Genomic DNA, 13,862 nt, shown 5'->3' with positions numbered 1-13,862 from the left:
TAGGGGTGTTGGTTAAGTTTTTTGGTGGCATAGCTCAAAATTATTTCTATGTTGAATTATAACCTTTTTTATTGCTGCCTCAAAATGGCTTCTATGTGTATCGAAAAGCCAAAAATAATATCCCGAATCGCATAAGTGCTCATCGGGATATTTTTACGAGTGATGTACAGCTAAAATGCTAAATCGGGTTATTCATCACCATTAAGGCCTGCACGGTTCAACAAGAACTGCGCTAGCATGGAAACAGGGCGGCCAGTGGCCCCTTTCGCTGCACCTGAACGCCAAGCAGTTCCTGCGATATCAAGGTGTGCCCAGTTATATTTCGTCGCAAAGCGAGACAAGAAACAACCTGCGGTGATAGCACCCGCTGGACGTCCACCGGTATTGGCTAAATCAGCAAAATTTGGTGTGATTTGGTCAAAATATTCATCTGCTAATGGTAAACGCCATGCACGGTCGCCTGCTTGCTCAGAAGCATTTAATAGCTCGTGAGCCAGTGGATTATGGTTTGACATCAACCCAGTGTAATGGCTACCTAATGCAATCACACAAGCCCCTGTTAAAGTGGCTATATCGATAACCAGCTCTGGCTCAAAACGCTCAACATAGGTGAGTGCATCACACAGAACTAAACGGCCTTCGGCATCGGTATTGAGGACTTCAACGGTTTGCCCAGACATGGTAGTAAGGATATCACCTGGGCGATAAGCACGGCCACCAGGCATGTTTTCACAGCCAGCAAGAACCCCAATCACATTAATTGGCAATTGCAATTCAGTGATAAAGCGCATGACGCCATATACACTTGCAGCACCGCACATATCGTATTTCATTTCATCCATGCCTTCGGATGGTTTAATTGAAATACCGCCGGAGTCAAAGGTTAGGCCTTTACCAAGTAAAACGATAGGTTTGCTTTCTGGGTCTGGACTGCCTTTATATTCCATGATGGACATTAGCGATTCATTTTGTGAACCTTGACCGACCGCTAGATAGGCATTCATTCCAAGTTCTTTCATTTGCTCCTCACCAATCACTCGAGTGGTGAGTTTACTGTCTGAAATATCAGCTAATTGACGAGCTTGAGATGCTAAATAACCTGCATTACAGATGTTTGGCGGCATATTGCTTAAATCTTTCGCCGCTTTAACACCTGAAGCAATCGCTAAGCCGTGGGAAATAGCACGTTCACCACTAGTTAATTCACGGCGAGTTGGCACGTTGAAAACCAGTTTGCGTAGCGGACGGCGATGCTCTGTCTTATTACTTTTCAGTTGATCAAATACATACAGCGACTCTTTGGCTGTTTCGACGGCTTGGCGCACTTTCCAGTAATTATTACGACCTTTGACGTGTAATTCAGTTAAGAAACAGACGGCTTCCATTGAGCCAGTTTCATTCAGTGTGCTGATTGTTTTCTGAATAATTTGTTTAAATTGGCGCTCATCTAATTCGCGTTCTTTACCACAACCGATAAGTAGAATGCGTTCAGACAGAACGTTGGGTACATGATGGAGTAGCAGGGATTGCCCCACTTTACCCTCAAGTTCGCCGCGGCGCAGCAGGGCGCTGATATATCCGTCACTTATTTTGTCCAGCTGTTCAGCAATTGGGGACAGACGGCGTGGTTCAAAGACTCCGACAACAATGCATGCGCTGCGCTGTTTTTCCGGGCTACCACTTTTTACACTAAACTCCATGCGTTCTCCTGAATCTTAAAGACAAAGGCCGATGCTCCCGCTAAAATTAGCGTTTCGCATGATCTACCTCATAGAGAATGAACTCTTTATGTTAAACTAACCATCTATACGCGAAATAGCTCACATTGTATGCTGTTAATCGCGATACACCATGAAGTATGGCGGGTATATCTGGTTTCTCGAATATTAAGCATGTTCTGATATTTCAATCAGTATAGATAATGCTTTTATATCATTCTAGCCATACAATAAACTAGAGTATATGTTAGTAAATGGCAGACATCGAACGAACTTAGCCATTTTCTTCCCAAAAGACAAGTTTTCACAGGCGTAATAAGCGTGATCATTATTAGATATTTGGTACGGGAAACCCTGAAAAGTCAGTTAGCCATACTTTTTGTATTGATGCTAATCTTTTTTAGTCAGAAGTCGATAGATATTCTTGGCGCTGCGGTTCAGGGCAATATTCCTTCAAACTTAGTACTTCCTTTGCTGGGGTTAGGTGTGCCTGAAATGGCTCAGCTTATCTTACCTTTGAGCCTATTTCTTGGGCTTTTGATGACCTACAGTAAACTTTATACTGAAAGTGAAATCACGGTAATGCATGCCTGCGGTTTAGGTAAAAGTGTTTTAGTGAAAGCTGCGTTAGTCCTTGCAGTCATTACCGCTATGGTCGCGATTGCTAATATTACGTGGATGTTGCCGTGGTCATCTCAATATCAAGAGCAGGTATTGGCTGATGCGAAAGCCAATCCCGGGTTAGCTGCAATGGTCGAAGGGCAATTTAAAACCACTAAAGATGGCAACTATGTGCTGTACATTGGTGATGTAAAAGGTAACAACTTCAAGAATGTATTTCTTGCACAACTACGCGCCGCTAATGAACAACGGCCTTCTGTTGTGGTTGCTGATAGCGGCTATATGAAAGAAGATCCTGATGGTCGACAAGTCGTTGTTTTAAATGAGGGTACTCGTTATGAAGGAACCGCGTTACTGCGTGATTTTCGCATAACTGACTTTGTTAATTACCAAGCCATTGTTGATCACCAAACTGCAGAAACGCGTAGTGACAGAGTCGAGCAAAAAAATATGCTGCAACTGTGGTCTGAAAATACGCCTGAGGTGAACGCTGAGTTTCATTGGCGTTTAACCATTGTTTTCTCCGTTGTCGTCATGGCTTTGATGGTTGTGCCATTAAGCGAGGTTAACCCACGTCAGGGGCGGGTACTCAGTATGCTTCCTGCAATGTTGCTGTACCTCATTTTCTTTTTATTACAAAGTACATTGCGTAACAGTGCTGATAAGGGCGACCTTGACCCAAGGTATACCATGTGGGCGGTGAATGTGGGGTATTTGGTATTAGCGATAGTCCTAAATGCGTGGAATACCGTCCCAATGCGCCGTATGCGTCTTAAATTGAGTAAAGGGGTTGCCTGATGTTTGGTGTTTTAGATAGGTATATCGGTCGAACCATCTTAAATTCGATTTTAGTGACGCTATTTTTGCTCGTTTCCCTAGCTGGGATCATTAAATTTGTCGAGCAGCTTCGCAAAGTGGGTGATGGCGACTATACGGCATTGAGTGCAGGTGTATTCACCTTATTAACTGTTCCAAAAGATATTGATATTTTCTTTCCAATGGCGGCGTTGTTAGGTGCGCTCATGGGGTTAGGGGCACTGGCCTCACGTAGTGAGCTAGTCGTTATGCAAGCTTCTGGTTTTACTCGCTTGCAAATCGCATTATCGGTGATGAAAACGGCGGTTCCATTGGTCATTGTCGCCATGTTTATCGGTGAGTGGATCGCACCAGCGGGAGAGCAGTGGGCAAGAAATTATCGCGCAGAAAAAATCGTGGGTAATTCATTAGTTGTGACAGATGAAGGTATGTGGGCAAAAGATGCCAACGATTTTATCCATATTCAGCGGATTAATAATGCGACATCGATTCAAGATGTGTCGGTGTATCGTTTTGATGACCAACGTAAATTGAAGTCAGTGATGTTTGCTGCGAATGGCGAGTATGACTCGACAAATCAGCTTTGGGTATTATCTCAAGTGGACGAGTCAATTCTAAGTAGTGAGAAAAAAATTACAGGTTCACAGCGATTAACGGTTGATTGGAAAACCAATCTCACCCCAGAAAAATTAGGAATAGTTTCACTGAATGCTGACTCGCTTTCCATCCGTGGCCTATATCAATATGTCTCGTACTTAAAAGAAAGTGGCCAAGTTGCCGCGGTTTATGAGCTCAGTATGTGGAAAAAAATACTGGCGCCATTATCCGCAGCCGTCATGATGTTAATGGCAGTTTCATTTATCTTTGGGCCGCTACGTACCGTTCCTATGGGAGTTCGCGTTATTTCAGGTATTGTGGGTGGGTTCTTGTTTTACGTGCTTAACCAAGGGTTTGGTAATTGGAGCCTAGTTTATTCGGTGCCACCCATTGTTGCAGCAATTTTGCCGAGCTTACTATTTTTAATTGTTAGTATCGTACTATTAGTAAAACGAAAATAACGTTTTATAGGTCATTAAAGGCTGTGTATCTTTGGGTATCACAGCCTTTTTCTTTTCTCGTCATTTACTGAGTAATAAATTCCCTAATTTGCTGATAATTCTTAATAGTTTGTTTTGAGGACGGAATAAAGCTTGTTGTCGTCTATTATCTGCAGATGTACTGATATATTCGCCTTTGATCCCAACAACATTAAATCGACTTTTATTAGCTAACTGTTGAGCATAAGAAAAAATACCGCCATTCGCCGTATATGATTGTCGAACAAGATAAGCTTTTTTCCATTCTTGCTTTGTGAATGCAGTTTGTGCTTCTTTTCGTGCTTCTCTGACAAGTTTTTTATATTCAGGTGTTTGTTCTAATTTCTTTTGATTGTTTTTTAAGGGATGAGAATTGAGTGATTCAAGACCGATTTCTACTGATGTCGGTTTTTGCGGAGCAGGGAATATGTTTTGGTGGTTATAGATTCCTCTAAGTTGGAGAGCTAACTCAGAAACTTTGCCCTGCTTAATGGTACAGGGCCGTGTTATATGATGCAAAAAAAATGGAGAAATACGCATTTTAATTCCTATTCACAAAGTAGAAGAGGGATTAAGATTAGCCTTGAATTAGCTTATAGCATTGCATAAAACGATAATAAACTTAAGAAATAGCTTGAATAATAGCGGATTAGTACTGTTATTATTAACCAGCTATTGCATAACCTAATGCACTGATAAAGGCTACTATCCTTGTTTGCGGTTGAAATAACTTTTTTCTGGCACCTGGGATATTACTTTGGTCATCAATAGCTAAAATATTTTGGCGACTCCGGTTTGCTAATTGCTGAGCAAGTGAAAAAATTCCACCTTTCATACTATTTTGTCGTTTAAATTTAAAAGCAGCTTGGCACTTTTCCCGATATATTCGTCTTTCTTCTTGTCGGCAAGCTTTGATAGCTTGTAATTCTGAGCCTTCGAAATACTTGTAGGGATATTGAATAGCAATAGACCTATTTTCTACATACTCTGGTTTTTTAGTACAATGGTCTTTAATACTATTTAAAACTTCTATCAATTCAAATTGGCTAATTTTGGGGTATTGTGTAGCCTGACAACTTGATGTTATCGCGTGGTTTTTTGTTCTCATTTTAGCTCCGCATGTGTTAATGGAAGGCTAAAAGATTATCGGTAATCTGAATGAATTGATTTTAAAAATGGATAGTAAAATTATCAAAAACAGCCTGAATTTATCAGGCTGTTGTCGCAATTAATGAGATAACGCGGGTAAATCCACGTTTTAGGGTCGGGGTGTAACTCGCCATTGTTTGTAACACTTCGGCGGTACTCCTTCAATGTTTCCCATACGCATGGTTAGTAGATAATGAGGCGACTAGTTCATTAACACCAATCGTTAATTTACTGAATTTACTGTTATCTTTGCGGGTCATTACCACAAATACCCCAATATTTTGCTGTGGGATCATCGCCATATAGGTGTTAAACCCGCCACCGCCACCTGTTTTTTGGTAAATACCAGGAATGCCATTTTTCGGTTTCATATACACCCACCCAAGGCCTAATCCATCAGCATGGCCTGCAACATCCATCCCTTTAATTTCTAAAAGTTTTTCACGGGGAAAATAGATGCCTTGTTCACGGGCTGCGGTGACTTTTCTTAGGTTACTGTCTGTCGATAAAAATTGCTGCATCCATTTTTGCATATCTGCAGGGGTGGAATACACACCACCACTTCCTGCTGCTGCAAGAGTGTTATGGCAAGGGCTGGGTTTCGTTCCTTCCATTAACCGCGCGCATTGTGCATTATTGGGGGTGTAAGTGGTATTCGTCATTTTGGCGGGAGAAGTAACATAGTGGTTAAATAGCTGAGGGTAAGAGACTCCTGAAGCTTTAACCATCGCATCTGCCAATAAGTCATACGCTAAGTTGGAATAAGAAGCTTCTGTTCCCGGTGTTGCATCTAACTTACCTGTTTTTAGCCAGGTCCAGCGGTTATCTTGAGTTGGCCAAATAAAAACAGGACGTCCCCATTTCCCACCGGGTTGTTCGCGAGGTAAGCCACTGGTATGGCTTGCTAAGTGATATAAGCGAATAGGTTGCCCGCTGGCATTATCAGGAACAGTAACGCCATGGTAAGCGTATTGTTGTAATGGGTCCGTAATTAATAGTTTCTTATCTTGTTCAAGTTTAATTAATATTTCGCTTGTCATTAATTTTGTAATTGATGCAATGCGAATTAATGAGTTTGGACCAGGTTTTTTACCATTACCCGGTGCGGTTTCACCATAATAACGCGATAACGCCTGATTATTATCGATAACAATGATAGCCATGCCCCGTGCATTGCTTTCATTAAAAATGCGATTAGCGTATAAATCGACAATCTTAGCGACGCGCTCGTAAGTCCTTCTATCTCCCTCAAAAACTTGCCAGTCAGAGGATTCAATATCATTACTTTGCAAAAACTTTGGTGCTTTTTCTGTCTTACTTGAACATGCCATTAACACTAAGGATAATGCAGATACAGACAGAACTTTTAGAAATGATTTCTTCATGTTGGAAGCCAGCCGATATGATTGTTTGCAAATGGCCTTTCAGCCATATTATTTTTTCTTCGCGAAAATCTTCATTACCACACCAATTAAGATGCCAATAAAGATACCTGTTGCTATCCACCCAACAAAACCCATGATTAAACCTTAAATATTGACATTAGATTGCAGATAAACTAACAAAAATAATGACCTGCCGCCAGTCACAGAGCCTCGTGATAAGAAAAATAATTTGGGAGAAGTTAACATACTCATTAATAGATATATAAACAAAAGAAGCTTTCCTTGTGATTTTATAAGATCTAAGGAATATGCTTTTTTTTTAAGCGAACAAACTGAATCTTCACGAATAAGTGTTGCCAGTAGGCACAAGGCAAGTATAATGGCAGCGTTTTCCAAGAAACACATCACTTCGTGCCGGAGTGGCGGAATTGGTAGACGCAGTTGATTCAAAATCAACCGCCTTCGGGTGTGCCGGTTCGAGTCCGGCCTTCGGCACCATAAGAACATCAAGAGACGTCAACCGACGTCTTTTTTTGTATCTGAAATCCCAGTTTTACAAGGCTTTTCCCCACTTTTCAGTCTTCCCAAGTATACTAAGGTCAACCCACATCAAGTACCTGCTGTTGGTATATGTGTTGGTATCTCTCGATTCGATAATAGTTTGTACCAACAGAAGGAGATAAATTATGGCTCTTACTGATGCTAAAGTCAGGGCTGCCAAGCCTTTGGATAAATCGTATAAATTAACAGACGGTGATGGTATGCACTTGATGGTACATACCAACGGCTCAAAATATTGGCGTTTACAATATCGCTTTGGCGGTAAGCAAAAAATGTTAGCTCTGGGTGTTTACCCTGAAATCTCACTCGCAGAAGCTAGAGAGAAAAGAGATGCCGCCAGAAAGTTAATTGCTAATGGATTTGATCCAAGCGAAAAACGCAAAGAAGTGAAAGAAGAGCAACAAAAAGAATTTAATACATTCGAGAAGGTTGCACGTGATTGGCATGCAACCAATAAGAAGTGGTCGGAAGGGCATAGCCATCGAGTCCTCAAAAGCCTTGAAGACAATATCTTTGCTGCTATTGGTAAACGTAATATTGCCGAACTAAAAACTCGCGATCTACTCGAACCGATTAAAGACGTAGAGATGTCTGGACGTCTTGAGTTGGCTGCACGTTTACAACAACGTGTAACAGCCATTATGCGCTATGCCGTACAAAGTGGTTTAATCGACTATAACCCAGCGCAAGATATGGCTGGTGCAGTTGCCACTGGTAAACGAGTCCATAGAGCCGCCTTAGAGCTTAAACGCTTACCTGAGTTCTTACAACGCATCGATGATTATAAGGGAAGGCCTTTAACTAAACTTGCAGTTAAACTTACTTTGTTAGTCTTCATTCGTTCCAGTGAATTGCGCTTTGCTCGTTGGGATGAAATCGATTTTGAAAATGCCATGTGGACGATCCCCGCTGAACGCGAAGCGATAGAAGGGGTTAAACACTCCCATCGTGGATCAAAAATGCGCACACCTCATTTAGTTCCTTTAAGTAGACAAGCCATTGAGATTTTAAAACAGATCTATCAATTCAGCGGCAACCACGAACTGATTTTTATCGGCGATCATAATCCTAGAAAGCCAATGAGTGAGAACACGGTAAACAATGCATTACGTGTGATGGGCTATGACACTAAGACAGAAGTGTGTGGGCATGGTTTCAGAACGATGGCGTGTAGTTCGTTGATTGAGTCAGGGCTATGGTCGAAGGATGCAGTAGAAAGGCAAATGAGCCATCAAGAGCGTAATTCAGTTAGGGCTGCTTATATTCATAAAGCAGAACATATTGAGGAAAGACGCTTGATGGTGCAATGGTGGGCTGATTATCTGGGTGCGAATAGAATGGAATTAACGTCACCATTTAACTATGTTAAAAGGGCATAATTAGAACAGAACACCCAATTTACGTTGGGCGTTCTGCATTTAATTAGATGTGATTGTTCCATTCATTTCTAATTTCGTCAAACTCATTTCTAGAATTACACATATTTTCCCAATCTTGAATTAGATGAGATTGCTTCAAGCTTAATGACTCATTCCTTCTATATATAAAAGCAGCTAATTTTGTTGCACTAAGTTTTTTTTCAAGATGATTCAAATAATCATTATTATTATTAAAGCTATTATCGTCAATATTTATTATATGTGCTAACCCAAGAAGAATTTTTTCTATAATTTCATCTGAAAGAGAAAAATTAGAAGAATTAATAATGAATCCAACTAAATCATAACATTCAGGAAGTTTAGGGTCCCTATTCCATGCAATTTTATCACTAAGAATTTCAATAATATTTGATGGATATTCATTATTTCTAATTAGCACATAAATGGAGTTAATTGCTTCAATAACATCATCACCATTAAAACTATATAGCCCATTTTCTATATATTTATACGTTTCAGTTTGGCTTTTTTTATCCTTTAGTAATAGCATTGTTACTGCCGAATTGACAGGTACTTTATCACTTTTCATCCTTTCTAGTAGGTTTGAAATTGAATTAATTGTACCCGCATTTAGCTTTTCTTTATGATTTTCCAAAATTGTAGTCACAATGTTTGTGATATGTCTAAATCTAAATATAAATTCTTTAGATATATGATCTCTTTCTTTAAGCCATATTCTATCTTTATCATACCAATTGGTCATTCTTAAAATAATTTCAGATAGAATTTGTTCTGGTAGATTTATGTAGCGCAACGATCCATTGAGTTCTGTACAATATTCATTGAATCCATTTTTAATGCTAACGCTGGTTCCTTCTTGAATAGGGAATTCATATGATTCAATTATAGGTAAGAACTTTTCTATTATGTTTTCATTTTCTGGGTGAAGATTATTTATAAAGAAAAATTTGTAATATCCGCTATCAATAGGAAATCCATAATCATCAGTTTTTGACCAAAGATTTTTTATAAGTTTGTTTATATCAGACTTATTAAGCATATCCAGATTATATAATAATATTAATTTTTGTGATGCGGCTTTCCTTAATTCATGATTCTCACTTTTTAAGTCGCGAATATCTTTTTTTAGTTTTTCAGATTTAATTTTTTTAGATATTTCCTTTGATATTTTGATGCTGGTTTCTAAAAGGCATTCAAATGGTGTAATAAAACCATACTGTTGATTAATAGGTAGTTGGCCATTAGGTGGCGCTGAAGGAAAGTCAATAAAAACATCTATAAGAGATATTTTTTGGTGGTCGTTCAAATTTGAAATAGTGCGTTTTAATAAATCCTTAGTATCAGCATACCCATGAAAATTAGCTGAATTGAATAATTTAAATAAGAGATTTATAATATCTTTCTTTTTTTCAAATGATACTTTCGTAACCAATCTTGATAGAATTTCAGGAATAATTGTTAGGGTGGAAATTTCTATCTCAAGATCATCATTTAACCTATCATCTATTTTTTTAGTGACTATCTGTTCATATTTTTTATAATACCCATCAAATAGGCTCTCAACCTTTTTCGGTTCGAGAGAAGAAATTCTATTTCTATTAAACAAACTCTTTGCTTTATCTCTATTAAATGTTCTGAATATTGAAAAAATAGCCCACTCAGGGGAGAATGGGTATATATGGCGAGCCGCATTTTCGACAATTTCACTAAAAATATTCATTCCTGGAATGTGAAAAGGAAGGCCAAGTTCTTCTGCTAGGAGGAAAAAGCTAAAAGCATCTAATGATCTTGTATCTGTTGAACTTTCTCCAAAATATGTTTCTACTGACCTTCTATTAAGATCAAAATCTGAGTCATTAGTATTTCTTAGGATACCAGGTAATGATTCAAGTTTAATATCTAGATATTTTATTTCCTTTTCAGGGTCACTACGATACTGTGATAGTGTTGCTAGTCTAGCGTTATATTCAGATGAATAATCATCATCTCTACTGGCTAAACGCCAACTATGTTTAAATATACGTAATATATAAATTCCATATGCTTCTTGTGATTCACTAGAATAGTCAATATTTCTTGATGAAAGAAGACTATTTTTCCGAATTGTAGATAGTGTTTCTTCAAGATGATTGATCGCTTCATCAAGCATTCCAAATTCAGCAAGCAACCCGGCTTTTTTTATCTCATGATGAGGAAGAAGTTTATTTATTTCCCAATTGGAAAGTTTGGTTCTAGCTTCATCAAAATTTAAGTTGAAATATAAAAATAAAATATTTTCGTAATAATAGTTTGATTTAACCTCTGGAGTTAGTCGGTCTATATTTTGAATCAAGATATCGTTTAATTTTTCCCATTTGTCAATAAAGCTTTCTTGCCTGCAAAATCTCATCAAGCTTATGATTATAAAAGAATATTTTTCGTCAAATTCAATGATTTTATTATTTTTATCTATATAATTAACCGAATATTTATCAACCAATTTAAATAAAAACTCAAAAGTATCCTTGAAAATAGGAGTTAAAGCTTTATTTAGTCTCCATGTAATCTCATAGCCAAAATCTAGATCGCTAGAGTTTTCCCATGTAATTTTATGATTAACTATATGTAACCAGTTTCTCGTATTTTGCCATAAACGGCGTCGATTTGGTTCAGGCAAAATTAACCAATTTGGGTATAACTTTCGTGTTTGAGACCAGTTGCTAATACATTCTTTAATTTTTCTAAGTTTTGATTCGGAATTATCATTAAAAGATATTAAATCTTGATTATTCTCTATAGGCCATTCTATTAAATTCTCTTTATTTTTTGAATCATAAAGAAATTGAATGAATTTTTGATGTGCTAAATAGTGGTCTTTCCCAAAATCACCAAGGAAACTTAAATCAACAATAGATATATTTCTTTTTTCTAAAAGTTTACGTTGTGCTTCATTAAATGAAAAAAGCCCTACCAAATATATCTTGGGTGAGTTCTCTACGCCAAGATTATCTCTTATCCAACCAATCCAATTAAGAAAATTAGGGTCATCACCGGAAAATCCTATTAGACATAGTGTATTTTCAATTAATGACTGCTGAACGGTGTTTACAAATAGAGAATTTTCTAAAGGGTATTTTCTATAGTCTTCCTCCGTAACTATAAAAGGTCTTTCTGAAGGGAAACTACCATGTAATTTTATAATCCTTGGGCGTTCAGCATTCATCAAATCACTTTTATTAAGTACAATATCATACTTTCTAGAATCAACATTAACGCAAGCGCGTTCAAGTAAGGTATCGTAGTTAGTTGTAAAAACATCAATCCAAGGCAAGGATAGAAGAGAAACATGTAACTTAGACGGTTCATATTCCTTATCCGGTACATTATCCATTATTAATTTGTCAAGTATAGCTCTACCGAACGCAGCCTGGACTTCATCTCCTAATTTCAATACATTCGAGTATTTATTGGAATTTTTTTCACAGTAAACACTTTCATAAAAAATATCGCCTAAGTCGTTCCACATGGGGAACTTTCTTGCTTTATTAGTTAATGGTGTTGCATTTCGACTAAATCCTGCTCCTATCAATATGGCTGCTCGTCCATCCCAAAGGCGGGCTGATATATTATTTAATAATGGTTTTATTTTATTTATCATCATATATTCCATTTTTTATACATGGTTAAAATGAGAAGCCTAATAATATATTTAATTATAAATCACTCTTGTTTTTTTTGTACTATAATTAATAGGATATACTGTTCTGTCATATTCATGATAAGTATACCCGTCTTAGTTCCAAAAGATTTTCGAGTTTTCCGGACTGTTCACGTCAATGAGCAAAAAATCTTAGAAAGATGAATATACTGGTTTTTTACTTTCATGGGCGATATTGGGGAAATGTGATATTCCCCAGTTTTCCTCATAAACTAATAGAACCTAATTTGTCTAAACCCTTTTCACCTAAGATTTATTCTTCTTCACCCTCTGTGATTAGGCCACTTTGTTTTAGCTGAATAGAAAGTTCTGCAAGAGGCTGTCTTAAAGCAAGTTCTAATTTGGACATATTTTCAATCATCCAATTTATGATGGTTGGCCATTGTTCTTTATCCATGCCATCAAAAGATTGAAGGAATACTATTTGGCAACTTTTTCGCTCTGGTAATGGTCTCCATTCTAATTTATGACCAAAGGTATGCTCAATTTGTGATTTTTGTTCGAGTAAATGTTCAAACAACCAAGTGTTTTCTTGTGCATCAGATCGAGAAAGATTGAGTTGTACTCGGGCATCTTTTTGCGAAAAAATCAGCTCATAAGGTACTCCACTAAGACCCGACCCTGCAGCTAACCAATGATCCGTTGATGGTGACCGATTATTAAAAAGATCGCAGCGACTGCAACGAAACTCTTCTAGTGCTTGCGTCCAAAACTCACGTCGTAAGTAGTGGCGCTGCTGAAGATCATTACCTGATGATTGTTCTTCTGCTTCTTTTTGTGCCATGCCGATCATGAACGATTCGGCTTCAGGCGTTGGGATAACTTGTCGAATATCGATAAATACATCGTTACCAAAGCAATAAGGAGTGACTTTAAAACATTGGATACGAATATTAAACTGCATCAGCCATAATGCGGTATTGGTCACTTCTTTGCGAAAATGAGCAGCTACCATGATGACACGTTGTGTGCCTTTGCGGTTAAGTACAACTTCACGGCCAATAAATTCAACAATGATTTCAGATGCTGAGCGCGTTTCATTTGGTTCATACTGGTTGAGATAGCGCTGAAATATGTCAATAATGCTTTCTTGACGTAAATTAGCACAATACCCCGCATATTTTAGTGATTGCCAAACCACATCTCGGCCTGAGTCATCAAGCTTATTTTCAATGATTACCAAATTACCATCTTTATCTAATGCAAGTAGATCAAGACGCTCTTTAGTGTCATCAAATCCAGCAAATTCTTTTTGTATAATTAATAGTTCATCGTTAACGTCTTCTTTTTTCGTTAATGCTTGCGGATTTTTAGCTAACCATTCTTGTAAATGTTCACGTTCACGGAAACCTAAGCTACTAAAAGACACTTCTTGTAAAGAATGTAGGGTATTTTCCTGCTTATCGACTTTATACATTGGTTGCCTCTTTTATTTTTTG

The 13,862-nt window shown here is 37.9% G+C and carries 9 protein-coding genes and 1 tRNA gene; 4 read left to right on the top strand and 6 right to left on the bottom strand.

The genetic code is table 11. The features are described 5' to 3' along the window. Positions 1-188: 188 nt before the first annotated feature. The gene (gene pepA, locus PR725_RS02835) at positions 189-1,700 is read right to left on the bottom strand and encodes a leucyl aminopeptidase (RefSeq protein WP_004907531.1); all 1,512 of its coding nucleotides are present in this window, start codon (positions 1,698-1,700) and stop codon (positions 189-191) included. A gap of 339 nt (positions 1,701-2,039) precedes the next feature. Here pepA and lptF point away from each other — a divergent pair, with 339 nt between their 5' ends. Both lptF and lptG read left to right on the top strand, forming a co-directional pair. Next, a complete protein-coding gene (lptF, locus tag PR725_RS02830; protein WP_004907533.1) occupies positions 2,040-3,137 on the top strand; it encodes an LPS export ABC transporter permease LptF in 1,098 nt (365 codons plus the stop codon). Next, positions 3,137-4,213 (top strand): LPS export ABC transporter permease LptG, encoded by a 1,077-nt coding sequence (lptG, locus tag PR725_RS02825; RefSeq protein WP_004907535.1) that lies wholly within the window; start codon positions 3,137-3,139, stop codon positions 4,211-4,213. Before lptF ends, lptG begins: the two co-directional genes overlap by 1 nt. A 60-nt stretch (positions 4,214-4,273) precedes the next feature. Here lptG and PR725_RS02820 read toward each other — a convergent pair whose 3' ends face one another. From PR725_RS02820 to ampH, 3 genes are all read right to left on the bottom strand, one after another. Next, positions 4,274-4,771 carry a hypothetical protein gene (locus PR725_RS02820; protein ID WP_272567507.1) on the bottom strand — a complete coding sequence of 166 codons (498 nt, stop codon included), beginning with the start codon at positions 4,769-4,771 and terminating at the stop codon, positions 4,274-4,276. A 124-nt stretch (positions 4,772-4,895) separates the two neighbouring features. Continuing rightward, the gene (locus PR725_RS02815) at positions 4,896-5,339 is read right to left on the bottom strand and encodes a hypothetical protein (RefSeq protein WP_123382204.1); all 444 of its coding nucleotides are present in this window, start codon (positions 5,337-5,339) and stop codon (positions 4,896-4,898) included. A 202-nt stretch (positions 5,340-5,541) separates the two neighbouring features. After that, positions 5,542-6,765: a D-alanyl-D-alanine-carboxypeptidase/endopeptidase AmpH gene (gene ampH / locus PR725_RS02810; protein ID WP_004907539.1), complete on the bottom strand. Its 1,224-nt coding sequence runs from the start codon at positions 6,763-6,765 to the stop codon at positions 5,542-5,544. Between the two features lie 413 nt (positions 6,766-7,178). Between ampH and PR725_RS02805 the strand changes: the two genes are divergently transcribed. After that, positions 7,179-7,263, top strand: a tRNA-Leu gene (locus tag PR725_RS02805). 188 nt (positions 7,264-7,451) lie between these two features. Next, positions 7,452-8,705, top strand: coding sequence for a tyrosine-type recombinase/integrase (locus PR725_RS02800; protein WP_272567504.1), 1,254 nt, complete (start codon positions 7,452-7,454; stop codon positions 8,703-8,705). A 43-nt stretch (positions 8,706-8,748) separates the two neighbouring features. Here the strand turns inward: PR725_RS02800 and dsr2 are convergent, their stop codons facing one another. Next, entirely contained in the window at positions 8,749-12,366 is a 3,618-nt protein-coding gene (gene dsr2 / locus PR725_RS02795) for an anti-phage defense-associated sirtuin Dsr2 (protein ID WP_272567501.1), read from the bottom strand. Positions 12,367-12,676: 310 nt separating this feature from the next. After that, positions 12,677-13,840: a DUF4268 domain-containing protein gene (locus PR725_RS02790; protein ID WP_272567498.1), complete on the bottom strand. Its 1,164-nt coding sequence runs from the start codon at positions 13,838-13,840 to the stop codon at positions 12,677-12,679. Positions 13,841-13,862 lie beyond the last annotated feature (22 nt).

Origin of the sequence: Providencia sp. PROV255 (genome assembly GCF_028478065.1) — a bacterium.
GTDB classification, from domain to species: Bacteria; Pseudomonadota; Gammaproteobacteria; order Enterobacterales; family Enterobacteriaceae; genus Providencia; species Providencia rettgeri.
Note: the sequence above shows the minus strand (reverse complement) of the source record. Positions and strands in the feature narration are given on the sequence as shown.

Bases quoted from the DNA above. Each gene is read 5' to 3' on its own strand.
- PR725_RS02820 (WP_272567507.1), bottom strand. From the start codon at position 4,771: ATGCGTATTTCTCCATTTTTTTTGCATCATATAACACGGCCCTGTACC.
- PR725_RS02790 (WP_272567498.1), bottom strand. From the start codon at position 13,840: ATGTATAAAGTCGATAAGCAGGAAAATACCCTACATTCTTTACAAGAA.
- PR725_RS02800 (WP_272567504.1), top strand. From the start codon at position 7,452: ATGGCTCTTACTGATGCTAAAGTCAGGGCTGCCAAGCCTTTGGATAAA.
- PR725_RS02815 (WP_123382204.1), bottom strand. From the start codon at position 5,339: ATGAGAACAAAAAACCACGCGATAACATCAAGTTGTCAGGCTACACAA.
- dsr2 (WP_272567501.1), bottom strand. From the start codon at position 12,366: ATGATGATAAATAAAATAAAACCATTATTAAATAATATATCAGCCCGC.
- lptG (WP_004907535.1), top strand. From the start codon at position 3,137: ATGTTTGGTGTTTTAGATAGGTATATCGGTCGAACCATCTTAAATTCG.
- ampH (WP_004907539.1), bottom strand. From the start codon at position 6,765: ATGAAGAAATCATTTCTAAAAGTTCTGTCTGTATCTGCATTATCCTTA.
- pepA (WP_004907531.1), bottom strand. From the start codon at position 1,700: ATGGAGTTTAGTGTAAAAAGTGGTAGCCCGGAAAAACAGCGCAGCGCA.